Source organism: Microbacterium sp. 22179 (genome assembly GCF_052045715.1).
GTDB classification, from domain to species: Bacteria; Actinomycetota; Actinomycetes; order Actinomycetales; family Microbacteriaceae; genus Microbacterium; species Microbacterium galbinum.
Map to the genome: position 1 here is coordinate 94033 of NZ_JBQEPJ010000009.1, position 23170 is coordinate 117202.

At 68.0% G+C, this 23170-nt stretch carries 20 protein-coding genes and 3 tRNA genes; 8 read left to right on the forward strand and 15 right to left on the reverse strand.

What is annotated here, in order from left to right; translation table 11 throughout:
* Positions 1-53 precede the first annotated feature (53 nt).
* Together ACTJKK_RS16220 and ACTJKK_RS16225 are read right to left on the reverse strand one after the other, a co-directional pair.
* Positions 54-1595 (reverse strand): APC family permease, encoded by a 1542-nt coding sequence (locus tag ACTJKK_RS16220; RefSeq protein WP_402787605.1) that lies wholly within the window; start codon positions 1593-1595, stop codon positions 54-56.
* Between the two features lie 115 nt (positions 1596-1710).
* Complete coding sequence (locus tag ACTJKK_RS16225) at positions 1711-2076, reverse strand: winged helix-turn-helix transcriptional regulator (RefSeq protein ID WP_247623198.1); 366 nt, start codon at positions 2074-2076, stop codon at positions 1711-1713.
* Between the two features lie 94 nt (positions 2077-2170).
* On the opposite strand from ACTJKK_RS16225, the gene ACTJKK_RS16230 reads away from it, so the two are divergent.
* The 6 genes from ACTJKK_RS16230 (at position 2171) to ACTJKK_RS16255 (ending at position 6478) form a co-directional block, all read left to right on the forward strand.
* Positions 2171-3025, forward strand: coding sequence for an SDR family oxidoreductase (locus ACTJKK_RS16230; protein ID WP_440748728.1), 855 nt, complete (start codon positions 2171-2173; stop codon positions 3023-3025).
* Between the two features lie 94 nt (positions 3026-3119).
* Complete coding sequence (locus tag ACTJKK_RS16235; protein ID WP_440748729.1) at positions 3120-3590, forward strand: heme-degrading domain-containing protein; 471 nt, start codon at positions 3120-3122, stop codon at positions 3588-3590.
* A 61-nt stretch (positions 3591-3651) separates the two neighbouring features.
* On the forward strand, positions 3652-4089 hold the full coding sequence (locus tag ACTJKK_RS16240; protein WP_247623201.1) for an SRPBCC family protein: 438 nt from the start codon (positions 3652-3654) through the stop codon (positions 4087-4089).
* 54 nt (positions 4090-4143) lie between these two features.
* On the forward strand, positions 4144-5181 hold the full coding sequence (locus tag ACTJKK_RS16245) for an iron-containing redox enzyme family protein (protein ID WP_440748730.1): 1038 nt from the start codon (positions 4144-4146) through the stop codon (positions 5179-5181).
* Positions 5178-5384 carry a CDGSH iron-sulfur domain-containing protein gene (locus tag ACTJKK_RS16250; RefSeq protein ID WP_247632770.1) on the forward strand — a complete coding sequence of 69 codons (207 nt, stop codon included), beginning with the start codon at positions 5178-5180 and terminating at the stop codon, positions 5382-5384. Before ACTJKK_RS16245 ends, ACTJKK_RS16250 begins: the two co-directional genes overlap by 4 nt.
* A complete protein-coding gene (locus tag ACTJKK_RS16255) occupies positions 5384-6478 on the forward strand; it encodes an FUSC family protein (protein WP_336640863.1) in 1095 nt (364 codons plus the stop codon). The genes ACTJKK_RS16250 and ACTJKK_RS16255 overlap by 1 nt, the downstream gene beginning before the upstream one ends.
* Positions 6479-6518: 40 nt before the next feature.
* On the opposite strand, the gene ACTJKK_RS16260 is transcribed toward ACTJKK_RS16255, so the two are convergent.
* From ACTJKK_RS16260 to ACTJKK_RS16290, 7 genes are all read right to left on the reverse strand, one after another.
* Positions 6519-6592: transfer RNA gene (locus ACTJKK_RS16260), tRNA-Met, on the reverse strand.
* Positions 6593-6628: 36 nt separating this feature from the next.
* Positions 6629-6700: transfer RNA gene (locus tag ACTJKK_RS16265), tRNA-Thr, on the reverse strand.
* A 68-nt stretch (positions 6701-6768) separates the two neighbouring features.
* Positions 6769-7884 carry a M23 family metallopeptidase gene (locus ACTJKK_RS16270; RefSeq protein ID WP_440748731.1) on the reverse strand — a complete coding sequence of 372 codons (1116 nt, stop codon included), beginning with the start codon at positions 7882-7884 and terminating at the stop codon, positions 6769-6771.
* A 201-nt stretch (positions 7885-8085) separates the two neighbouring features.
* Positions 8086-8889, reverse strand: a complete 804-nt coding sequence (locus tag ACTJKK_RS16275) for an inositol monophosphatase family protein (protein WP_440748732.1) — start codon at positions 8887-8889, stop codon at positions 8086-8088.
* A complete protein-coding gene (locus ACTJKK_RS16280) occupies positions 8886-9914 on the reverse strand; it encodes a hypothetical protein (protein WP_247634026.1) in 1029 nt (342 codons plus the stop codon). Before ACTJKK_RS16280 ends, ACTJKK_RS16275 begins: the two co-directional genes overlap by 4 nt.
* A gap of 119 nt (positions 9915-10033) precedes the next feature.
* Positions 10034-10831: an enoyl-CoA hydratase/isomerase family protein gene (locus ACTJKK_RS16285; RefSeq protein WP_440748733.1), complete on the reverse strand. Its 798-nt coding sequence runs from the start codon at positions 10829-10831 to the stop codon at positions 10034-10036.
* Between the two features lie 45 nt (positions 10832-10876).
* On the reverse strand, positions 10877-11368 hold the full coding sequence (locus ACTJKK_RS16290; RefSeq protein WP_440748734.1) for an FBP domain-containing protein: 492 nt from the start codon (positions 11366-11368) through the stop codon (positions 10877-10879).
* Between the two features lie 49 nt (positions 11369-11417).
* Between ACTJKK_RS16290 and ACTJKK_RS16295 the strand changes: the two genes are divergently transcribed.
* Positions 11418-12176, forward strand: a complete 759-nt coding sequence (locus tag ACTJKK_RS16295; RefSeq protein WP_440748735.1) for an SDR family NAD(P)-dependent oxidoreductase — start codon at positions 11418-11420, stop codon at positions 12174-12176.
* 54 nt (positions 12177-12230) lie between these two features.
* On the opposite strand, the gene ACTJKK_RS16300 is transcribed toward ACTJKK_RS16295, so the two are convergent.
* Positions 12231-12315, reverse strand: a tRNA-Tyr gene (locus ACTJKK_RS16300).
* Between the two features lie 86 nt (positions 12316-12401).
* Positions 12402-13328: a carbohydrate kinase family protein gene (locus tag ACTJKK_RS16305; protein WP_440748736.1), complete on the reverse strand. Its 927-nt coding sequence runs from the start codon at positions 13326-13328 to the stop codon at positions 12402-12404.
* Between the two features lie 75 nt (positions 13329-13403).
* Here ACTJKK_RS16305 and ACTJKK_RS16310 point away from each other — a divergent pair, with 75 nt between their 5' ends.
* Positions 13404-14000 (forward strand): hypothetical protein, encoded by a 597-nt coding sequence (locus tag ACTJKK_RS16310; protein WP_440748737.1) that lies wholly within the window; start codon positions 13404-13406, stop codon positions 13998-14000.
* A 79-nt stretch (positions 14001-14079) separates the two neighbouring features.
* Here ACTJKK_RS16310 and rpoC read toward each other — a convergent pair whose 3' ends face one another.
* The 4 genes from rpoC to ACTJKK_RS16330 form a co-directional block, all read right to left on the reverse strand.
* A complete protein-coding gene (rpoC, locus tag ACTJKK_RS16315; RefSeq protein ID WP_247623213.1) occupies positions 14080-17955 on the reverse strand; it encodes a DNA-directed RNA polymerase subunit beta' in 3876 nt (1291 codons plus the stop codon).
* Between the two features lie 81 nt (positions 17956-18036).
* Entirely contained in the window at positions 18037-21537 is a 3501-nt protein-coding gene (gene rpoB, locus ACTJKK_RS16320; protein WP_247623214.1) for a DNA-directed RNA polymerase subunit beta, read from the reverse strand.
* 219 nt (positions 21538-21756) lie between these two features.
* Positions 21757-22362, reverse strand: a complete 606-nt coding sequence (locus ACTJKK_RS16325; protein ID WP_440748738.1) for a hypothetical protein — start codon at positions 22360-22362, stop codon at positions 21757-21759.
* A gap of 78 nt (positions 22363-22440) precedes the next feature.
* Positions 22441-23034 carry a hypothetical protein gene (locus ACTJKK_RS16330; RefSeq protein WP_440748739.1) on the reverse strand — a complete coding sequence of 198 codons (594 nt, stop codon included), beginning with the start codon at positions 23032-23034 and terminating at the stop codon, positions 22441-22443.
* Between the last annotated feature and the right edge of the window lie 136 nt (positions 23035-23170).

The following is a 23170-nucleotide window of genomic DNA, read 5'->3' on the forward strand; positions in this document are numbered from 1 at the left end:
ACGGCCCCGGAGCATCCGCGGATGCCGGGGCCGTCATCGCGATCCGGGAAGGGTCAGATGCCGCCGTCGATCGAACGGATGGTCGTCGCCGGCTCATCCGGCACCATCACCTGGGTGTCGCGGTTCAGGCTCTCGCCGCGGAAGAACCGCTTCGACCGCGGGAAGAGGTACCAGACGAACATCAGCACGAGGCCGAACGCCAGCGATCCGATGCCGATCACGAAGGTGCCGCCAATGCCGAACAGTACGGTGTAGCCGTAGTCGACGTCCCACATGTCGATCGCCGACTGCACGAACGCTCCGGTGAGCATCAGTCCGCCCAGCAGGGGGAAGAGGCCCTTGAAGAAGAACTCGCGCGGCGAGCGGAAGATGTCGCGACGGAAGTACCAGACGCAGGCGAAGCCGGTGATCGCGTAGTAGAACGCGATGGCGAGGCCGAGCGACAGGATCGAGTCCTGCAGGATGTTGTCGCTGATGAGCGTCATGCCGATGTAGTAGACCGAGGCGACCACGCCCATGACGATCGTCGAGAACGACGGCGTCTTGTACTTCGGGTGCACGTCCTTGAACTTCGCGGGAAGCGCACGGTAGACGCCCATGGCGAGGGTGCCGCGCGCGGTCGGGAGGATCGTGGTCTGCGTCGAGGAGATCGCCGAGATGATCACCGACACCACGAGAACCCACCCGAACGGTCCGAGCAGCCCGTCCTTGATGGCGAGGAAGAAGTCGTCGGCGTTGGCCTCGTTGCCGAGTCCCGTGCCGGTCTCGCCGAGGCCCGCGTACATCATGGCCGCGATGGTGACCGCGACGTAGGTGAAGAGCAGGATGACGGTGGTGAGCAGAGCCGCGCGTCCCGGGATGCGCTTCGGGTCCTTGGTCTCCTCGTTCAGGGCGAGGCAGGTGTCCCAGCCCCAGTAGATGAAGAGGGCGAGCAGGATGGCCTCCGTGAAACCCGACCAGTCGGTGAAGGCGAACGGGTTCAGCCACTCCATGTCGAAGGGCGTCGGGTTCGGCGCCGTTCCCGCGAAGAACTGCCAGAGAGCAGTGACGATGAAGATGCCGAGGGCGAGGTATTGGATGCCGAGCAGGATGTTCTGGATGCGCTCGCCGATCTCGACCCCGCGCCAGCTCACCCACGTCATCGCGGCGATGAAGACGACGGCCACGACGACCACGCGCCAGTCGTTGTTGGCGAGGTCCTGCCCGATCAACGACCAGAAGTAGACGGAGGCGATCTGCGCGAGATTGGCGAGCACGACCATGCCCGCGACGGCGACGCCCCAGCCGCCCATCCAGCCCACCCACGGGCCGAACGCCTTGGTGCCCCAGGTGAACGTCGTGCCGCAGTCGGGCACGGCGTTGTTGAGCTCTCGATACGCGAACGCGATGAGGAGCATCGGCACGAAGGCGATGATGAAGGCGATGGGCGCCTGCGCGCCGACCGCGAGGACCACGAAGCCGAGCGTGGCGACGAGCGAGTACACGGGCGCGGTGGAGGCGAGACCGATGACGGTCGAACCCCAGAGCCCGAGTGTGCCTGCCGCCAACCCCTTGCCGTCGGGCCGTTCAAGGTGGATGGGCGTCGTAGCTGCCATGGTCAGACAGTAGGGCCATTGCGGTTATCGCGTCAATGACTTTCTCCGAACGACTGATTCCATCCGCGAATGGGTACGCACGCGACGAAATCCGCAGTTCAGTGAAATCCGCAGTTCAGTTTCGTCCGAGCATCCCGTCGGCATGGTCGGCGATCCAGGCCATCAGCGGCAGCATCCGCTCCATGAGGTCGCGCCCGAGCGGGGTCAGGCTGTATTCGACATGCGGGGGCACCGTCGGGAACGACTCGCGGTGCACGAGGCCGTCGTCGGCGAGCGTGCGCAGCGTGGAGGCGAGCATCTTCTCGCTGATGCCGTCGACCTCGCGGCGCAGCTCTCCCCAGCGCAACGTTCCGTCCGACAACGACGAGAGAACGAGAACGCCCCACTTGCTCATCACGTGGTCGAGGATCACGCGGGTGCTGCACCCCTGCTCGAAGACGAGCGGCGTGCTCTCCCGGATCTGCGCATAACTCACCGTCATGTAGGTACCTTACTTCAAAGTGGGTACCCGCAAGCCGGAAGGTTTTGAACCAGCGAGGGGTTGTCGAAGGTGTCATTCCCACGAAAGGACCCTCATGACCATTCTCGTCACCGGCGCCACCGGACAGCTCGGCCGCCTCGTCATCGACAGCCTCCTCGAGCGCGGCGCGGAGCCGTCGTCGATCATCGCGGGCGTGCGCGACCTCACCAAGGCATCCGACATCGCCGCTCGCGGCGTGCGCACCGCAGTCGTCGACTACGACCGGCCCGACACGATCGCGGCGGCGCTCGAGGGCGTCGACTCGGTGCTCCTGATCTCGGGTTCCGAGGTCGGTCGCCGCACCGCGCAGCACCAGGCCGTCGTCGACGCGGCGAAGGCGGCCGGAGTCGGCAAGCTCGTCTACACGAGTGCTCCGAAGGCCCCGACGAGCGATCTCGTGCTCGCCCCCGAGCACAAGGCGACCGAGGAGCTCATCGCCGCGTCCGGCATCCCCGCCGTGATCCTGCGGAACAACTGGTACACCGAGAACTACGCAGGCAACATCGCGCAGGCCCGCGAGACCGGCGTCGTGGCGGCCAGCGTCGGCGATGGCCGCGTGGCCTCGGCGAGCCGCAAGGACTTCGCGGATGCCGCAGCGGTCGTGCTGCTCGAAGACGGCCACCTCGGCCAGGCGTACGAGCTCGGCGGCGACGTCGCATGGACCTACGACGAGCTCGCCGCCGCGATCGCCGAGGTCATCGGCAGCCCCGTCGAGTACCGGGCGCTGACCGCCGAGGAGCACGCCGCCGCTCTCGAGTCCGCGGGTCTCGACGCCGGAACCGTCGGCTTCGTCACCGCGCTCGACGCCGGCATCCGCGACGGCGCACTGGCCGACACCGACGGCACGCTCGCGCGTCTGATCGGCCGCCCGACCACTCCTCTGGTGGAGGGTCTCCGCCCGCTGGCGTGACCTCGACGACGTTCCCGCCGCAGAAAGCCCGGTGTCCCTCGCGGATTCCGGGCTTTTCTGCGCCCGGCGCGGGCGGGCCGCTAGTCTCACGAGTATGAGCATCGATGCACAGGCCGCCCTCGACGCGATCACCGCCGAGGAGCGGGAGTTGGACGTCGATCGTTTCACCGTGACGGATGCCTGGGAGGTGGGGGCCTGGCTGCGCGCACGCGCCGTCGCCGACGCACTGCCGATCGTCGTGTCGGTCGTCCTCGGCGGCCAGCGCGCCTTCCACATGGCCGCGCCGGACACGAGCGCCCTCAACGACGCCTGGCTGGAGCGGAAGTTCCGCGTCGTCGAGCACTTCGGCCGCTCCTCTCTGGGCGTGCACTACGACTTCCTCTCCCGGGGCGAGGACTTCGAACGCTCATCCCGTCTCGACCCCGCGCTGTACGCGGCGGCGGGCGGCGGGTTCCCGATCCGGATCGGCGGAACGCTCGCGGGCGCGATCGGTGTGAGCGGCCTCGAGATGCACGCCGACCATGCTCTGGTCGTGGAGGCGCTGCGCGCGCACCTCTCGCGCTGAGACGATCCTCCGCCGCGTCAACCCCCTGGGCCCGGGGCGCTCGACGCGCGATGGTGGTCGCATGGCGAAGAACGTGCGCACGCTCCGTTGCACCCCGGCGGATGTCTTCGAGGTGCTCGAGAACGGATGGCTGTACCCGGCCTGGGTCGTCGGCGCCTCGCGGATGCGCGAGGTCGATGAGACCTGGCCCGCCGAGGGATCCCAGCTGCATCACTCGGTCGGCGTCTGGCCCGCCCTCCTCGACGACACCACCGTCGTCGAGGAGTGGTCACCCCCGAATCGAATGGTCATCCGTGCGAAGGGCTGGCCGATCGGAGAGGCTCGGGTGACCCTGAGGGTCCGCGCGTGGGACGGCGGCGCCATGGTGCGCATCGATGAGGAGCCGGTGAAAGGGCCCGCGACACTGCTCCCGAGCCTGATCACCACGCCGCTCCTTCGCTTCCGCAACGCGGAGACCCTGAACCGACTGGCGTACCTCGCCGAGGGCCGCGCTCGCTGACCCTTCGGTCGCCAGCGCAGCACACTGCATCCGCCTCACTGATCGGAGAAGCACATGACCTCCCCCCTCCTCACGTCCCCCGCCCCGCTCCCCTCTGCACGCGGCCCACTCGGCGATGCGGTGCGGAAGCGCCTGACCGGTGAAACGGATGCCGTGACCGTGCGGAACGCGCAGGCCGCGGTGGCCGAGGCATCCGATCTCCTGCACGACGACGACGTGCAGCTGGCGCTCTTCCTGCTCTACGCCTCCGCGTACGGTTCGCTCCCCGGACTGGATCCTCGCCTGGAGTGGGATCCCGAGCTGATCGCGGTCCGTGGTGTGCTGGAGGCCGCCTTCGAGCAGCGCCTGCGCGAGGTCGTTCCGATTCCGGAGATGCCGGAGCCCACCGTCGATGCCGTCGGGCGCGCGCTGTTCACGCTCGCCGCGGACGACGACGGACCCAGCCTCTCGCGCTACCTCGCCCGCAAGGCGACCCCTGAGCAGGCCCGCGAGTTCTTCTTGCAGCGTTCCGTCTACACGCTGCGCGAAGCCGATCCCCACTCGTGGGCGATCCCGCGGCTCACCGGCCGCGCGAAGGCGGCGCTCGTCGAGATCCAGTCCGACGAGTACGGCGGTGGGCGCCCCGAGCGCGTGCACGCGGAGATCTTCGCCGCCGCGATGCGCGGTGCAGATCTCGACGACACGTACGGCGCCTACGTCGACGATGTGCCGGCGATCACTCTCGCATCGCACAACATGATGTCGATGTTCGGCTTGAACCGTCGACTGGTCGGTGCGATCGTCGGTCATCTGGCGGCCTTCGAGATGACGTCGTCGATCCCGAACAAGCTCTATGCCGACGGCCTGCGCCGACTCGGCTACGGCGAGGACGTCACCGACTACTTTGACGAGCACGTCGAGGCGGATGCCGTGCACGAGCAGATCGCCGCACGCGATCTCGCCGGTGGACTCGCCGAGGACCGACCGGATCTGCTGCCGGACATCATGTTCGGAGCCGCCGCCTGCCTCGCCGTCGACGGCTGGGTCGGGGAGCACATCCTCAAGGCCTGGTCGCGCGACGAGTCCTCGCTCCGAGAGCGGGGGGACGTATGAGCGTGCACGACGAGCATCCGACGATCACCGCGTATCCCGACGGGCCGCTGTTGGTGCGCGGCGCGATCGACCTCCGCGACGCGGACGGCAACGCCATCGAGCAGCGCCGGCGCACCGTCGCGCTCTGCCGCTGCGGTCTCTCGGCCATCAAGCCGTTCTGCGACGGCACGCACAAACCCGCGGGCTTCCGCACCGAGGATTGATGCGCCGCCCGCCCTTCCGTTCGGCGCTGCAGGCGGCGACGCGTCCCGCACGACTTCTGCTGGTCGCGAAGACGGCCCTGGCCGTCGGGATCGCGTGGTTCATCGCGCGATACATGCCGGGCGTCACCGACGAGTACCCGTACTACGCGCCCCTCGGCGCGCTGGTGAGCATGTACCCGACGTTGATGGGGTCGGTGAAGTCCGGGCTCCAGACCCTGCTCGGACTCGCCGCCGGCATCGGGCTGGCCTCGATCATCGTGCTCACGGTGGGTCCGACGTGGTGGTCCATCCCGATCGTCGTCGGGCTCGGGGTGCTCCTCTCGGGCACGGGGTGGTTCGGGGTGGGGCGCGAGTACGTGCCCATGGCCGCCCTCTTCGTGCTGATCATCGGCGGGCAGAATGCCGACGACTACTCCCTGGGATACCTCACCCAGATGTCGGTCGGGGTCGTCGTGGGGCTCGTCGTGAATCTGGCGATCGCGCCGGCACCGCTCACCGCCGAGGCGACGGCAAGCCTGCGTCTCTTCCGCGAGCGACTCGCGACGCACCTGCACGATATCGGTGAGGCGGTGTCGGATTCATGGCCGCCCGAGAAGGAGCAGTGGGCCGACGACGCGACCTCGCTCGCGGAGACGGCACGTTCGCTGCGCTTCGCTCTCGTCGAGGCGGACGAGAGTCGCCGAGGCAATCCCCGCGCGTGGGGTCGACGCGGGGAGACCGACGATGCGCACCGACAGCTGGAGGCGTTGGAGCGGATCTCGCAGCACATCAGGGACATCGCGGACTCGCTCGCGGACACGATCTGGGATCGCCCCGCGGCGATCGACCTCGATCTCGAACTCCCCGCTCCGCTGACCGCCGCCTGCCATGCGGTCGCCGAGGTGATCGCCCTCGAGGATCCGACGTCGGCCGAGGCGCATCGCGTCCGCGGCTCGGCGACACGTGCCGTGCGCCTGCTGCTCGAGACCGTCGACGACCGCACGATGCAGGTGCGGCAGTCGATCGGCCCGGGGGTCTTGGCGGCGATGCACCTGCGGCGCATCCTGATCCTCAGCCGCCCTCCCGTCGACTCTCCGTCGGCGGAAGTCGCGTAGCAACAGAAAACCCCGGTCCGAGGACCGGGGTGAATTCCTGTAGCAGGAGCGGGGCTTGAACCCGCGACCTCACGATTATGAGTCGTGCGCTCTGACCAGCTGAGCTACCCTGCCGCGACGCATCCGCGTTCTGCAGAGACGAATGCTGCGAGCCCCGAGTCAGGATTGAACTGACGACCCCTTCCTTACCATGGAAGTGCTCTGCCACTGAGCTATCGGGGCGTGCTGCCCCTCGCGGGGCAACCACACGAGAATACCATCACTGTGGCGTCCTCATGAAATCGAGCCGGTCAATACTCGTAGCGACCGGCGTTCGCCTTGAGCCACGGCAGCGGATCGATGGTCGATCCGTTGACGATGAGCTCGAAGTGCATGTGCGCACCGTACGAACGGCCGGTGTTGCCGGTCTTGCCGATCACGGTTCCGACGGTGACCTTGTCGCCCGTCTTCACCTGCAGCGAGCCGTACTGCATGTGCGCGTAGTGGCTCGTGATGACCTCGCCGTCGATGACGTGATCGATGTACACGGTGACGCCGTAGGCGCCGCCCTGCTCGGTCGCGAGGCGCACCGTGCCGTCGGCGATGGCCTGGACGGGCGCGCCGTTACCGGGCACGAAGTCGATGCCCTCGTGCAGGCGGCCGCTGCGCATGCCGTAGCCGTAGCTCATGCCGACGCCGACGAGGAACGGCCACTGGATGGCGGCCTCGGGGTCGTTGGTGAAGACCTCGTTGGAGTAGTTGATGCCCTGTTCGGCGGCGACCTCGACGAGGGAGATCGTGCTGAAGTCGTCGCCGCGGTCGAGCGCTTCGTTCTGCACGTCGGAGGACGTGACGAAGGCCTGGATCTCGTCGGATGCCGCGGACTTCTCATCGGCGGCCGCCGGGGCGACGAGCGACGCGGAGGCGGCCGAGGTGCCCTGCACGGCGGCGAGGGCCTCGGCGGGGAGGGTCATCGACACCGCGAGGAGGCCGGCGAGGCTCATGACACCGAGGGAGGCCCCGACGGTGACGACCTTGCGGATGCGGCCGGAGCGGCGCGGGGCGAGGTGCACGATCTCTTCGATCGACGACTTCTCGACGGGCACCGAGGCGGTCGCGCGGTGGAACGCCGACCCCTTGAACGCCTGCGAAGCCTGCTCGAACGCGTCGATGAGGTTCTCGGTCGGCGCGGGGATGGCGGGGCCGTCGATGATGATCGGCTCGTCGCTCACGACGAGGGGGACCTTGGCCGGCTTCGGCGTCGATTCGCCGAGCTCGGAGACGACCTCGTCGGGTGCGGCGATCTTCTCGACGGACTCGTCGGCGGCGATGGCCTCGGCCGCCAGCATGCGGGCGGCGCGACGGGACAGCGGCGCGGAGGTCTCGGTGGCCGCGGGGGATGCAGAGGCTGTCGCCGTCTCTCCCACCGCGGTGGCCTCGTGGGCCTGAGTGCGGAGTCGGCTGGAGCGGCGCGTGGGCGCAGATTCAGCCTGGGGATTCTCGAAGGGCAAAACGATTCTCTCGGGGTCGTACGTCAAGCTCGGGGGCGCTTACTCATGTTCCGCCTTCGGGCGGCGGAAATAACGATCGCGTAAACACTACCTCGCCTCGGCTGGGAAAGCCATGAGTCATTCATCTTTCACGCTGATCCGTTCGATCAGGCGCCGGTGGACGGCGCTCCCCCCGGCGACGATGAGGGGGCGCGCGGTGTCGACGTCGAAGCGGGAGACCTCACCTCCGGCCTCGCGGACGAGCAGTGCCCCGGCCGCGAAATCCCAGGGCTTCAGACCGCGCTCGAAGTATCCGTCGAGGCGTCCGGCGGCGACATAGGCGAGGTCGAGCGCCGCCGCTCCCATCCGCCGCAGGTCCCTCGCGATCGGCATCACGCGCCTCACCGTCTCGATGTCGCCATCGTGCGTGGCCGGGTCGTATCCGAAGCCCGTCGCCAGCAGCGCGCCTGCGGGTGTCTCGTCGGTGACCGCCAGTCGTTGGTCGCCCAGCCAGGCCCCGTGCCCGCGCGCGGCGGAGAACAGCTCACTCAGCGCGGGTGCGAACACGACTCCGGCGAGATGCTCCCAGCTCGCCGGGTCTGCCGTTCCGCGCACGGCGGCGATGCTGACGTTGTAGGCGGGGATGCCGGTGGCGTAGTTCACGGTGCCGTCGATCGGGTCGACGACCCACGTGATGCCGGTCTCGCCCTGCGCCGCCTCGGACTCCTCGCCGAGGAACCCGTCACCCGGCCGCGCCGCGTCGAGCCGGGTGCGGATCAGGGCCTCGACCTCGCGGTCGGCCTCGGTGACGATGTCGGCCAGCGTGGTCTTGGTCGCCGCGAGGGTGACCCCCTCACGCCGTCGGCGCTGCGCGAGTTCGCCGGCCTCGCGTGCGATCTCCTGCGCGAGCTCAGCGAGCTCGACCTCGATCTCGCCGCTCACTGCGGAGGACGCGGGGCGGGAGGCGGCGGCGGGAAGGCTTCCTGCGTGTGCGGAGCCGAGGGCGCTGACTGCGGGGGCGCGGGCTGAGGGGGCGCGGGCTGCGGCGGCGCTGCCTGCGGAGGAGCGGGCTGCGGGGGCGCGCTCGGGTACGCGAATCCGGGTTCGGCGGGAGCGGTCGGCACCGGAGGAACTCCGGGAACCGTGGGAGCCTGCGGCTCGGGAGCCACCGGGAACGACGTCGCCGGGAGCGCAGCCTGCGGCACGTAGGCCGTGGGCTGTCCGGTGTAATAGGCGTTCCAGTCGGGGCTGCCGTCGGGAAGGGCGGGCAGAGGGGTCACACCGTCGGCGAAGGTCGGCCACGAGAGGAACGCGCTGGCCGGAGGCGCCTGCTGCGCGGGCTTCTTCGGAGCGAAGAGCGCGTTGAGCAGAGGAACGAGCGTCGTTCCGACGGCGGCGAGGATCGTCAGCGCGACGACGATGCGCCAGTAGAGCTCGACGTACTCGAACGAGTCGGGGAAGGTCAGGTAGAACACGAGCATCGCCACGAGGCCACCGAGGAAGACGACCGTGATGATATAGATCACCCGGTTGAACGTGGTGGGGTGGCGCTGCGCTGCCGGGGTGAAGAGGCGCACGTGCAGGAGCGCGAGCTGCAGGATGCCGACCACGAGGAGCAGCTGGAAGAACCGCGCCGCTCCGTTGAAGTAGTAGTCGTCTTCGGGCAGCCAGATCTTGAAGGCACCGACGATCAGCGCGATGATCCAGGTGACCATGCTGGTGAGCGCCAGCCAGTCGGGGCGCTTGGGCGCGAGTCCCGCCTCGAGTATTGCGATGCCCGCGAATCCGGCGAACAGCAGGATCGTCAGGAATGCCCGGCCGATCAGGCCGTCCTGGTCACCGATCAGCACCCACACGACGCAGACGAGCGCTGCGGCGATCAGAGCCCCGATGGCGATCCAGATCGCTCCCCTGATCAGGAGCGACATGTTCTTCTTCTCTTCGGTCACGGTCTCCGGCTGGGACATGACGACCCTCCCCCTCTAGCGGCGTTGCCCCTCATCCTGCCATGCGAGCAGGGGCGGGCACTGCCCCGACTCCCCGGATGTGCACAAGCATCCGAAAGCCGACGTCGGTGCAGTCCGGGTCAGTCGGCCTTCTTCGCGGACGCGGCGGCGAACGCGGCGATCCGCGCCTGCGCGTCGGGCGTCTGCATCGCGGCGCCGATCGAGAGCGCCTCCGCGGTCAGCTGCTCGGCGAAGGTGCGCTCGGGTTGCGCGCGCACCAGGTGCTTCGCCTGCCCGTAGGCATCCGCGGCACCGGCGAGCCAGAAGCGGGCGATCTCCTCGCCGCGAGACCGCACGAGGGCGGCCTCGGCCGCCGAGTCCTCGCCCGTCACCGTCTCGGCCGCGAGGCCCCACTCCACCGCTTCGTCTGCGGTGAGCAGGCGATCCTGCAGCACCAGCTGCAGCGCTCGACGTTGCCCGACCGCTCGGGCGAGCTGCGCCGAGACCGACAGGTCGGGTGTGAGGCCGATGTTCGCGTAGAGGCTGCCGAGCCGCGATCGCGAGCCGACCACCGCGTAGTCGCTGCTGAGCAGGATCCCGAGCCCTCCGCCCGCGGTCGTGCCGTGCGCGGCGGCGACGACCGGCACCGACGATTCCGTCAGCGAGCGGATGCCGGTGTTGATGACCTGTGCCAGAGCCGTGATCTCATCGCCCGACCCCATCGTGGTCGCCATGTCGATCACGTCACCGCCGGCGCAGAATGCGGGCCCCGCCGCATCGATCAGGATCGCCTTCACATCGGAACGCGACGTCGCCTCGCCCGTGGCGTCGCGCCACGCGTGCGCGAGATCGGCGTTGAAGGCGTTGAGCCGAGCCGGGCGGTTCAGCGTGAGCCGAGCCATCCCCTCATCGACCGAGAACAGGATGGCATCGCTCATGGCTTCTCCTTCGAGCACAGGACGTTGCGTCCAGCGTAATCGCGGTCAGGCGTACTGCCACACCCGCGAGACGAACGCCTCCATGCGGCGGCGGGTGCCGTCGAGGCGGAAGTCGACCTGCCCGTCAGCCAGGACCTCGTTCGGCGCGAGCGGGTGCGCGAGCCGCACGTTCTCGTGGCACGAGAGGTCGGCGCAGATGTAGGTGCCGAACGAGTCGCCCCGCTGCCCCGCTTCCCCTGCCCGCCGCGCCGAGAACAGCGTGACCTGGTTGCCCGGCTGCATGGTGCGGCAGATGTCGCACATGCCCGATCGGCCGCGCCCCGGGTCGGAGGCGCGCAGCACGATGCCGACGATCTCGCCGTCGTGCGGGATCAGCACGTACCCGCGGCGCCCGGCGCCCGGATCGCGCCACGCGAAGAAGTCGAGGTAGTCCCAGTCGACCAGCACGAAGTCGTGCGGCATCTCTATGACCCGGAGTTCGTCGGCATCCGCATTGACGAACGATGCCCGGACGTCTGCTTCGGTGAGCGCTCGCATCGTCCCAGTCTAGGAAGTCGCGGGTGGGAACGGCTCGTAGAGTGGCGGGATGGCACACGCACTCGTCACCGGAGCATCCCGCGGCATCGGCCGGGCCACCGCGATCGCGCTGAGTGCTCGCGGCGATCGCGTCGCGGTGCACTACGGCAGCGACCGGGACTCCGCCGCCGAGACGCTCGCCCTGCTGCACGGCGACGGCCATCACCTGGTGGGCGGCGATCTCTCGGATCCGACGGATGCCGCGGCCATCGTCGATGAGGCGATCGCGGCGCTCGGGGTCATCGACGTGCTCGTGAACAATGCGGCGATCGCGCCGAGCCCGGCGACCTTCCATCGGGTGGATGCCGTGGACTACGCCACCTGGCAGGAGGCATGGACGCGGATGCTCGATGTCGACCTCCGCGCCGCCGCGAACGTCTCCTATCTCGTCGCCAACGCGCTGATCCGCGCGGGTGCCGGCGGATCGATCGTGAACATCGGTTCACGCGGCGCCGACCGCGGCGAGCCCGACTTCCCCGCATACGGGGCGGCGAAGGCGGGACTGCACGCGCTCGGCCAGTCGCTGGCCGTCGCGCTGGCTCCGCACGGCATCGCCGTCGCGACCGTCTCCCCCGGCTTCGTCGGAACCGAACGGCAACAGTCGAAGCTCGCCGGCGCCGAAGGTGATTTCGTGCGCGCCCAGAGTCCGTTCGGCCGCGTCGGCACGCCGGAGGAGGTCGCCGCCGCGGTCGTCTATCTCACCTCTCCCGAGGCGCAATGGGCGTCGGGGGCGGTACTCGATCTCAACGGGGCTTCGTACTTGCGGTGAGCGTCGCGACGGTGAACCGGAAACGAAGAAGGCCCCGCGATCGCGGGGCCTTTCTGGTGGCGAGTGAGGGATTCGAACCCCCGAATGCAGTGCAGTCTGATTTACAGTCAGATCCCTTTGGCCGCTTGGGTAACTCGCCAGAGCGCACCCGTCCAACTTGAACAGCCAACCGGGGGCACGAGTATTTATAGTACCCGCCGAACGCCGGTGGATGAAATCGAGCTGTCAGCTGCCCTGCACGCCGCGCGCCGACTCCGCGAGCGACTCGGGAGTGCGCAGCAGACCGCCCTCGGCGCGGCACGTGGCCGCCGCGATGTCCATCGCCCGACGCAGCAGCGCCTGCCACTCCTCCGCCGCCTCAGGACGCGCTCCGACCAGCCCCGCAGCGACGGCGGCGAGGGTCGCATCGCCCGCGCCGACCGTGTCGACGATCGGCCCCGGCAGCGTCGCGATCGGCGCGGAGATCGTCGCGGCATCCGTCTCGATCACCGCGCCCTCCGAGCCCGCTGTCGCCAGCACCGCGCGCACGCCGAGACCGCGCAGACGCACGCGCAGCGCGTCGAGGTCGCCGTCGTACAGCAGCGTCGCGTCATCGGCGCCCACCTTGACGATCTCGGTCGCCGCGGCGAGGCGCTCGAAGCCGCGCACGAACTCCTCCCGGTCGCTGAGCATGCCCGAGCGCGGGTTGGGATCGATCGCGAGGCGCGCGTCGCCGACGGCATCCGCCAGCGCGTCGACCTCGGCCGGAACATCGAACGGGAAGCAGCTGATCGCCACGAGATCCGAGTCGACGATCGCCCGCCGCGCGGCATCCGAATAGCGGATGCTGCGCCGCTGCGCCGCCTCGTTGAAGACGTACTCCGGCTCGCCACCGGCGGAGCGCTGCACGATCGCGCGCGACGATCCGTGCGGGGCCGACTCGGCGATCAGCGTGACTCCGTGGTCGTCGAGGTACTCGCGGATGTGGTCGCCGGCCGCATCGTCGCCCACCATGGCGATCAGCGTCGTCGGCACCCCCAACCTGCGCAGGCCCACGGCCACGTTCAGCGCGGCCCCGCCCACCAGTTCGCGGATGCCCGCCTCGTCGCGGATCTCGTCGATCAGGGCGTCTCCGATGACGACCGCGGATCGGGAAGAAGTGTCTGTGCTCACTCGCCCGACATTACCGCGCCCCGCCGTCATCGTCCGCTCGCACGGCTCGGGATGACCGAGGAGTACGGTGTGGCTATGAAGGCACGCTCCGTTGCCGCCGTCGCGGCCCTCCTGCTCATCGCCGGCCTCACGGGCTGCGGCGCCGCCTCCGACGGCGACGGGGGCTCCTCAGCCTCTCCGTCGCCCTCGGAATCGGAATCGCCCACCGAGTCGGCATCCGCCTCTCCCACTCCGTCACCGACACCCACCGCCGCTGCCGTGGCGCTGCCGACCGACTGCCGCGCGATCCTCTCGGAGGACGTGCTGTCGCAGCTCGGCGAGACGCCGCTCAACGACGCCGCGTTCGGACCGTCGGGCGTCGGCCCGAACGGTACCCTCACCTGCATCTGGCGCGACCCCGGTGCCGACACCACCGGCCTCGTCACCACGATCGAGCGCATGAACCGCGGACCCGCGCTCGACCTGCTCAACGACCTCGCCGACACCGAGGGGTTCAGCTGCTTCACGCCCGACGGCGGTACCCGCTGCGAGAAGACCTGGCAGAACGAGCAATACCCAGTGACCGACGGGCGCACCCTCTTCTGGCGCGACGACATCCTCATCGACACCCAGTACTCCAACCTCGCGCCCACCGGCTACACGGCCAGCATCATCGCGAGCATCTTCGACTAGGCATCCGCCCGCTCGGATGCCGGCGGGTAGGACGAAGGCCCCGGGGAGAACCCCGGGGCCTTCGTTCACTCACTCACACTCAGTTGTACGTACCGGGCGTGATGTCGTCCGTCGAGAACGCGTCGAAGTCGACGTAACCGAAGTCACCGTCGGCGTACGCACCGTCGGATGCGAAGATCCGGTTCGGGTAGCGCTCGCTCTTGGCCTCTTCCGTGGCCTCGACCGTGACGTCGCGGTACTTCGAGAGACCGGTTCCGGCGGGGATGAGCTTTCCGATGATGACGTTCTCCTTGAGACCGACCAGCGGGTCGCGCTTGCCCTGCATCGCAGCCTCGGTGAGCACGCGGGTCGTCTCCTGGAAGGAGGCGGCCGACAGCCACGACTCCGTCGCGAGCGACGCCTTCGTGATACCCATCAGCTCCGAACGGCCCGACGCGGGGCGCTTGCCCTCGGCCACGGCCTCGCGGTTGATCGCCTGGTAGCGCTTGAGGTCGACCATCTCACCCGGCAGCAGGGTCGTGTCGGCGTGATCGACGACGGTGACCTTGCGGAGCATCTGGCGGACGATGACCTCGATGTGCTTGTCGTGGATCGGCACACCCTGCGAGCGGTACACGCCCTGGACGCCGTTGACGAGGTAACGCTGCACCTCGCGGGCGCCCATGACACGCATGACCTCCTTGGGGTCGAGCGTGCCCACCAGGATCGGCTGACCGACCGTGACGTGCTGACCGTCCTCGACCAGGAGCGTCGCACGACGCAGAACCGGGTAGATGACCGGCTCGTCGCCGTTGTCGGGCGTCAGGATGACCTTCTTGGCCTTGTCCGTCTCGTCGATCGTGATGCGGCCATCGGCCTCGGCGATCGGCGACGCACCCTTGGGGGTACGAGCCTCGAACAGCTCCTGCACACGGGGAAGACCCTGCGTGATGTCGTCTGCCGACGCGGAACCACCGGTGTGGAAGGTACGCATCGTCAGCTGGGTACCGGGCTCACCGATCGACTGGGCCGCGATGATGCCGACGGCCTCGCCGATGTCGACGGTCTTACCCGTCGCGAGCGAACGGCCGTAGCACTGCGCGCAGACACCGACGGCGGAGTCGCAGGTCAGGACCGAGCGCACCTTGATGGTCTCGACACCCGCCGCGACCAGCTTGTCGATGAGCACGTCACCCACGTCGTCGCCGGCGTCGGCGAGGACCTCGCCCTTGCTGTCGACGACACCCGAGGCGAGCGTACGGGCGAACACCGAGTTCTCGACGTTCGCATCGCGCACGAGCTCACCCTGCGAGTTCGGAGCGGCGATCGGGAGCTCGAGGCCCTTCGACGTGCCGCAGTCCTCTTCGCGGATGATGACGTCCTGCGAGACGTCCACCAGACGACGGGTCAGGTAACCCGAGTCGGCGGTACGCAGAGCCGTGTCGGCCAGACCCTTACGGGTACCGTGCGTCGCGATGAAGTACTCCGCCACCGACAGACCCTCGCGGTACGAGGAGATGATCGGACGCGGGATGATCTCACCCTTGGGGTTGTTCACCAGACCACGCATACCCGCGATGTTGCGGATCTGCAGCCAGTTACCACGGGCGCCCGAGGACACCATGCGGTTGATGGTGTTGTCCTCCGGGAAGTGCGCCTTCATCGCGGCCTGCACCTCGTCGGTCGCCTCGGTCCAGATCTTGATGAGCTCCTGGCGACGCTCGGCGTCGGTCGTGAGGCCCTTCTCGTACTGGGACTGGACCTTCGCGGCCTGCTTCTCGTAGCCCGCGACGATCTCGGCCTTGTTCGGCGGCGTCAGGATGTCGCTCAGGGCGACGGTCACACCGGAGCGCGTGGCCCAGTAGAAACCGGCATCCTTGATGCGGTCCAGCGACGCAGCCGTCTCGACCTTCGGGTACTCCTCGGCCAGCTTGTTGACGATCTGCGACAGCTTGCCCTTGTCGGCCTGCTCGCGGACGAAGGGGTAGCCCTTCGGCAGCGCGTCGTTGAAGATCGCCTGACCCAGCGAGGCGTCCACGAGACCGTGACGCTCGTAACCCTCGGGCGCTTCGCCCTCGAGGAACGTCAGACCCGGGATGCGGATGCGGATCTTGGCCTGCAGGTCGAGGGTTCCCTCGTCCTTCGCCAGGATCGCCTCGCCGACCGAACCGAATGCACGGCCCTCACCGGCTGCACCCTCCTTGACCGTGGTCAGGTGGTGCAGACCGATGATCATGTCCTGCGAAGGCAGGGTCACCGGGCGGCCGTCGGACGGCTTCAGGATGTTGTTCGACGCGAGCATCAGCACGCGGGCCTCGGCCTGAGCCTCGACCGAGAGCGGCAGGTGCACGGCCATCTGGTCACCGTCGAAGTCGGCGTTGAACGCCGCGCAGACGAGCGGGTGCAGCTGGATGGCCTTACCCTCGACGAGCTGCGGCTCGAACGCCTGGATGCCGAGACGGTGCAGCGTGGGCGCACGGTTGAGCAGCACGGGACGCTCGCGGATGATCTCCTCGAGCACGTCCCAGACCTCGGGACGGGTGCGCTCGACGGCGCGCTTCGCGGCCTTGATGTTCTGCGAGTGACCCAGGTCGATCAGGCGCTTGATGACGAACGGCTTGAAGAGCTCCAGAGCCATCTGCTTGGGCAGACCGCACTGGTGCAGCTTGAGCTGCGGTCCGACGATGATGACCGAACGGCCCGAGTAGTCGACGCGCTTTCCGAGCAGGTTCTGGCGGAAACGACCCTGCTTACCCTTCAGCATGTCGCTGAGGGACTTCAGGGCGCGGTTGCCGGTACCGGTGACGGGACGACCACGGCGACCGTTGTCGAACAGAGCGTCGACGGCCTCCTGCAGCATGCGCTTCTCGTTGTTGACGATGATCTCGGGGGCACCGAGGTCGATCAGACGACGAAGACGGTTGTTGCGGTTGATCACGCGGCGGTACAGGTCGTTCAGGTCGGAGGTCGCGAAGCGGCCACCGTCGAGCTGCACCATCGGACGCAGCTCCGGCGGGATGACCGGGACGACGTCGAGGACCATCGCGGCCGGGCTCATACCGGTCTCGAGGAACGAGTTGACGACCTTGAGACGCTTGATCGCGCGGATCTTGCGCTGGCCCTTGCCCTCGGCGATCTGCAGGTGCAGGTTCTCGGCCTCGGCCTGGAGGTCGAAGGCGGCGAGACGACGCTGGATCGACTCGGCACCCATGTAGGCCTCGAAGTACTGACCGAAGCGGTCCTGCAGCTCGTGGAAGACGTCGTCCTCGGGACGCAGTGCGCCGACCTCGAGCGTGCGGAAGTCCTCCCACACGCGCTCGAGCTTGGCGATCGCCTCGTCGGCACCCTTGCGGATGAGCGACATCTCCTTCTCGGCGGCGTCCTTGACCTTCTTCTTCGCGTCGGCCTTGGCACCCTCGGCCTCGAGAGCAGCGAGCTCCTCCTCGAGACGAGCGAGGCGCTCGGCGATCTTGGAGTCACGGCGGTCGCCGAGCGTCTTCAGCTCGAGACGGACGTTGTTCTCCTGCGTGCCCAGGTCGCGGTGACGAGCATCCTCGTCGACCGAGATGACCATGTACGCGGCGAAGTAGATGACCTTCTCGAGGTCCTTCGGCGCCATGTCGAGCAGGTAGCCCAGACGCGAGGGAACACCCTTGAAGTACCAGATGTGGGTGACGGGAGCGGCGAGCTCGATGTGACCCATGCGCTCGCGACGGACGGAGCTCTTGGTGACCTCCACGCCGCAGCGCTCGCAGACGATTCCCTTGAAGCGGACGCGCTTGTACTTTCCGCAGGCGCACTCCCAGTCGCGGGACGGTCCGAAGATCTGCTCTCCGAAGAGGCCGTCCTTCTCGGGCTTCAGGGTGCGGTAGTTGATGGTTTCGGGCTTCTTGACCTCGCCGTAGGACCACGCGCGGATGTGGTCTGCGGTCGCCAGGCCGATGCGAAGCTCATCGAAAGTTGTGGACTCGAGCACTAGTTCTCCTGTGTCGGAAATTCTTTTTGAGAAGTCTGCTTCGGGGGGCCCGGGAGTTGCGTCCCGGGCCCGTCCGAAGGATTAGATCTCGTCGATCGAGGCGGCCTCGAAGCGGCTGGAGATGTTGATACCGAGCTCTTCCGCGGCGCGGAACGCCTCGTCGTCGGTGTCGCGGAGGTTGACCAGCGTGCCGTCGGCCGAGAGGACCTCGACGTTCAGGCAGAGCGACTGCATCTCCTTCATGAGCACCTTGAACGACTCGGGGATGCCGGGCTCCTGGATGTTCTCGCCCTTGACGATCGCCTCGTAGACCTTGACGCGGCCGAGGATGTCGTCGGACTTGATCGTGAGGAGCTCCTGGAGGGCGTACGCGGCGCCGTAGGCCTCGAGGGCCCACACCTCCATCTCACCGAAGCGCTGTCCACCGAACTGCGCCTTACCACCGAGCGGCTGCTGGGTGATCATCGAGTACGGACCCGTGGAACGTGCGTGGATCTTGTCGTCGACCAGGTGGTGCAGCTTCAGGATGTACATGTAGCCCACCGAGATCGGCGCCGGGAACGGCTCACCGGAGCGGCCGTCGAACAGCTGCGTCTTTCCGGACGAGTCGATCAGGCGAACGCCGTCGCGCGTCGGGAGCGTCGAGTCGAGGAGACCGGAGATCTCCTCCTCCGACGCGCCGTCGAACACCGGGGTCGCGACCTTCGTGCCGGGAGCGGCCTCGAAAGCCTGCTCCGGCAGACGCACGGCCCATTCCGGGGTGCCCTCGACCTTCCAGCCCTGCTTGGCGATCCACCCGAGGTGGGTCTCCAGCACCTGGCCGAAGTTCATTCGGCCCGGGATGCCGAGCGGGTTCAGGACGATGTCGACCGGGGTTCCGTCCGCGAGGAACGGCATGTCCTCGATCGGGAGGATCTTCGCGATGACACCCTTGTTGCCGTGACGGCCGGCGAGCTTGTCACCCTCGGTGATCTTGCGCTTCTGGGCGATGTAGACCACGACGCGGCGGTTGACGCCCGAGCCGAGCTCGTCGTCGCCGTCCTCGGCGTTGAACTCCTTGACGGCGATGATCGTGCCCTGCTCGCCGTGGGGAACCTTCAGCGACGTGTCGCGGACCTCGCGGCTCTTCTCGTTGAAGATCGCGCGGAGCAGACGCTCCTCGGCCGACAGCTCGGTCTCGCCCTTCGGCGTGACCTTGCCGACGAGGATGTCGCCGGGGCGAACCTCGGCACCGATGCGGATGATGCCGCGCTCGTCGAGGTCCTTGAGCAGCTCCGGGCTGACGTTGGGGAGGTCACGGGTGATCTCCTCCTTGCCGAGCTTGGTGTCGCGCGCGTCGACCTCGTACTCCTCGATGTGGATCGAGGAGAGGGTGTCGTCCTTCACCAGGTCCTGGCTCAGGATGATCGCGTCCTCGAAGTTGTAGCCCTCCCACGTCATGAACGCGACGAGGAGGTTCTTTCCGAGGGCCAGCTCGCCGTTCTCGGTGGCGGGGCCATCGGCGATGACCTCTCCGACCTCGATGCGCTCGCCGGCGGTGACGACGACCTTCTGGTTGTAGGAGGTGCCCTGGTTGGAGCGGTCGAACTTGCGCAGGTGGTACTCCTGCGTGCCGCCCTCGTCGAGCATGACGACGACGCGGTCCGCGGAGACCTCGGAGACGACACCGGCCTTCTCGGCGGTGATCACGTCACCGGCGTCGATGGCCGTGTAGCCCTCCATACCGGTTCCGACGAGCGGCGAGTCGCTGCGCAGCAGCGGCACGGCCTGACGCTGCATGTTGGCACCCATGAGGGCGCGCTGCGCGTCGTCGTGCTCGAGGAAGGGCACGAGCGAGGTCGCGACCGACACCATCTGGCGCGGCGAGACGTCGATGTACCCGATCTCCTCCGGGAGGAAGAGGTCGACCTCACCGCTGCCGCCCTTGGGGCGCGCGAGGACGTGGCTCTCGCGGAAGCGACCCTTGGCATCGAGCGGGGCGTTGGCCTGCGCGATGTTGAAGTCGACCTCTTCGGAAGCCGTGAGGTAGTCGATCTGGTCGGTGACGACGCCACCCTCGACCTTGCGGTACGGGGTCTCGATGAAACCGAACGAGTTGATGCGCGCGAACGTCGCGAGAGCACCGATCAGACCGATGTTCGGGCCTTCCGGGGTCTCGATCGGGCACATGCGGCCGTAGTGCGACGGGTGGACGTCACGGACCTCGACGCCGGCGCGGTCACGCGAGAGACCACCGGGGCCGAGCGCCGAGAGACGGCGCTTGTTGGTCAGACCCGCGAGGGGGTTGTTCTGGTCCATGAACTGCGACAGCTGCGACGTTCCGAAGAACTCCTTGATCGCGGCGACGACGGGGCGCACGTTGATCAGGGTCTGCGGCGTGATCGCCTCGATGTCCTGCGTGGTCATGCGCTCGCGGACGACGCGCTCCATACGCGACAGACCGGTGCGGACCTGGTTCTGGATCAGCTCGCCGACCGCGCGGATGCGACGGTTGCCGAAGTTGTCGATGTCGTCGGTCGCGAGACGGATCTCGGCCTTCTTGCCGCCGCGGATGCCCGAGAAGGTCTCGGTGCCCGCGTGGATGCGCACGAGGTACTTGATCGTCGCGACGATGTCTTCGACCGTGAGGACCGAGTCCGTCAGCGGCGCGTCGAGACCGAGCTTGTGGTTGATCTTGTAACGACCCACCTTCGCCAGGTCGTAGCGCTTCGGGTTGAAGTAGAAGTTGTCGAGGAGCGCGCGGGCGGCCTCGGCGGCGACCTGCTCGCCCGGACGCAGCTTGCGGTAGATGTCGCGGAGCGCATCTTCCTTCGTGACGATGGTGTCCTTCGCGAGCGTCTCCTCGATCGAGGTGAAGCCGGCGAACTCCGCCAGGATCTCTTCGCTCGTCATGCCGAGGGCCTTGAGGAAGACGGTCACCGACTGCTTGCGCTTGCGGTCGATGCGCACGCCGACCTGGTCGCGCTTGTCGATCTCGAACTCGAGCCACGCACCGCGGCTCGGGATCACGCGCGCCGAGACGATGTCCTTGTCGGACGTCTTGTCGGGCGTCTTGTCGAAGTAGACACCGGGCGAGCGCACCAGCTGCGAGACGACGACGCGCTCGGAGCCGTTGATGATGAACGTGCCCTTGCCGGTCTGGAGCGGGAAGTCGCCCATGAAGACCGTCTGGGTCTTGATCTCACCCGTGAGGTGGTTCATGAACTCGGCCTCGACGTACAGCGGAGCGGCGTAGGTCTTGCCACGCTCCTTGCACTCCTCGATCGAGTACTTCTCGGGCTCGAGGTACGGGTTCGTGAACGAGAGCTGCATCGTCTCGCCGAGGTCCTCGATCGGGGAGATCTCCTCGAAGATCTCGCCGAGACCGCTGATCTCGTTGACGTCGGTGCGGCCGGCCTTCTTGGCCTCGGCCACGCGGGCCTTCCAGTCGTCGTTGCCGACGAGCCAGCCGAAGGACTCGGTCTGGAGGGCGAGAAGGTCGGGGACCGTCAGCGTGTCGGAGATCTTGGCGAACGAGAGGCGGGAAGCTCCGCGTCCGTTCTTGGTGGTGGTGGATGTGGATGCGTTGCGAGCAGCAGCCAAGGGAATAACCTCCGTGAGCCCCGCAGGGCTTCTCGATTCCTTTGTCGTCAGGTGGAGTGTGCGCTCAGAAGCTCAATGAAATGCCGACCACCATATGAGGGCATGGAGAAGCGAGCGCAACTACTAACTATAGACACGAATCTGCGACATGGCAAGTGGAGTCCTTGACCAATATCGGATGCTGCGGTATTGGCATCCGTCAGCGCGCTGTGGCGAGCGTCACACCCAGGCCCAGGTGACGAGCACCGACTCGGCGGTCTGCTGGCGCTCGGCCGCCGGCACTGTGTCGCTGAAGGAGAACGTCACGACGTAGGTCTGGTCGGCGCTACTGACGTAGTACTGGTCGACGACGTAGGAGACGCCCTCGCTCGACATGGCCGCCGAGATGTGCGCGGACTCGGAATCCGCGACGACGACGCGGTCGTGCACGACGACGTCGGTGGCACCCACCGTCTCGAGCTCCTTCAACCCCAGCGTCTCGACCTGGTCGGGCGTGACGACGCCGACCGGGGATTTGAGCACGTTCACGTTGTCGGCGAACCCGTCGGCGTCCTGGAGGTCGGCGGCGAAGCTGTCGGGATCGAACCCGGGGATCTCCTGCTGCGGGTCCTCCCACCCCGCGGGCGCGATGAACGTGTAGCCGTCACCGGCGATCGTGGCTCCCGTCGCGGGCGCTGCGTCGAGTTCGCCCGCCGTCGTCTCCTCGGCCTCGACCTCGGACGAGGACCCGCTCGTCTCCTGCGGGGTCGGGATGAGCGTCGAGCACCCGGTGAGGGTGAGGGCGGCGGCGACGAGCAGGGCGGCGGATCGAACAGGAGTGCGCATGCGACACATGCTATCCACTGCCTGCGACATCGCCGGCCGGGCTGCATGCTTTCGCGGGTCGAGGCCCGGGCCCCGAAATCACTCCCAGGCCCAGGTGCCCAGAACCGATTCGGCCAGCGCCGTGCGCTCCGCGCTCGTGGCATCGGCATCCGACGAGAAGGTCACGATGTAGCTCTTCTCACCGTCGACCAGGTAGTACTGGTCGATCACGTAGGCGATGCCGTTCAGATCCATGTCCGCCGCGAGATGGGCGACCTCCTCGCCCGCGATCTCGACGCGATCTCCGATCTCGACATCGGTCTTCCAGATCTCGGAAAGCTGCTCCACCCCGGTGGATTCGACGATATCGGGGGTCACCACGCCCTCCTGGATCAGGACATTCACGTTGTCGGCGAAACCATCGCTCGCGTCAGACGACGCGACGAAGACGTCGGGCGCCGTGGTGCCGGCCGGAGGCGCGGTCTCGGTCCACCCCTCGGGCGCGGCGAAGCTGTAGCCGGTGCCGGAGAACGTCTCGCCCGTCGCGGGTTCCGCGTCGAGGCTCTTCGACGAACTCGCGGACGGTGTGGAGGTCGCCCCCGTGGCCTCGTCGGATGCGGGGACGGCAGCACATCCCGCCAGCACGATGACGGACGCGGACAGGACGGAGAGCGAAGCGATTCGAGCATGCATGCGGGACACCCTAGGCAGATCGGCACGGCCTCTGCTCGCGGCATCCGATCCCCTGTGGATAACTCGAGACATCACATCGGGCGGGGGGGGGGGGGGGGGGGGGGGGGGGGGGGGGGGGGGGGGGGGGGGGGGGGGG

What these genes read in the sequence shown, in the direction of transcription:
- ACTJKK_RS16220 (WP_402787605.1), bottom strand. Translation starts at nt 1,595, where the DNA reads ATGGCAGCTACGACGCCCATCCACCTTGAACGGCCCGACGGCAAGGGG.
- ACTJKK_RS16225 (WP_247623198.1), bottom strand. Translation starts at nt 2,076, where the DNA reads ATGACGGTGAGTTATGCGCAGATCCGGGAGAGCACGCCGCTCGTCTTC.
- ACTJKK_RS16230 (WP_440748728.1), top strand. Translation starts at nt 2,171, where the DNA reads ATGACCATTCTCGTCACCGGCGCCACCGGACAGCTCGGCCGCCTCGTC.
- ACTJKK_RS16235 (WP_440748729.1), top strand. Translation starts at nt 3,120, where the DNA reads ATGAGCATCGATGCACAGGCCGCCCTCGACGCGATCACCGCCGAGGAG.
- ACTJKK_RS16240 (WP_247623201.1), top strand. Translation starts at nt 3,652, where the DNA reads ATGGCGAAGAACGTGCGCACGCTCCGTTGCACCCCGGCGGATGTCTTC.
- ACTJKK_RS16245 (WP_440748730.1), top strand. Translation starts at nt 4,144, where the DNA reads ATGACCTCCCCCCTCCTCACGTCCCCCGCCCCGCTCCCCTCTGCACGC.
- ACTJKK_RS16250 (WP_247632770.1), top strand. Translation starts at nt 5,178, where the DNA reads ATGAGCGTGCACGACGAGCATCCGACGATCACCGCGTATCCCGACGGG.
- ACTJKK_RS16255 (WP_336640863.1), top strand. Translation starts at nt 5,384, where the DNA reads ATGCGCCGCCCGCCCTTCCGTTCGGCGCTGCAGGCGGCGACGCGTCCC.
- ACTJKK_RS16280 (WP_247634026.1), bottom strand. Translation starts at nt 9,914, where the DNA reads ATGTCCCAGCCGGAGACCGTGACCGAAGAGAAGAAGAACATGTCGCTC.
- ACTJKK_RS16285 (WP_440748733.1), bottom strand. Translation starts at nt 10,831, where the DNA reads ATGAGCGATGCCATCCTGTTCTCGGTCGATGAGGGGATGGCTCGGCTC.
- ACTJKK_RS16290 (WP_440748734.1), bottom strand. Translation starts at nt 11,368, where the DNA reads ATGCGAGCGCTCACCGAAGCAGACGTCCGGGCATCGTTCGTCAATGCG.
- ACTJKK_RS16295 (WP_440748735.1), top strand. Translation starts at nt 11,418, where the DNA reads ATGGCACACGCACTCGTCACCGGAGCATCCCGCGGCATCGGCCGGGCC.
- ACTJKK_RS16310 (WP_440748737.1), top strand. Translation starts at nt 13,404, where the DNA reads ATGAAGGCACGCTCCGTTGCCGCCGTCGCGGCCCTCCTGCTCATCGCC.
- ACTJKK_RS16325 (WP_440748738.1), bottom strand. Translation starts at nt 22,362, where the DNA reads ATGCGCACTCCTGTTCGATCCGCCGCCCTGCTCGTCGCCGCCGCCCTC.
- ACTJKK_RS16330 (WP_440748739.1), bottom strand. Translation starts at nt 23,034, where the DNA reads ATGCATGCTCGAATCGCTTCGCTCTCCGTCCTGTCCGCGTCCGTCATC.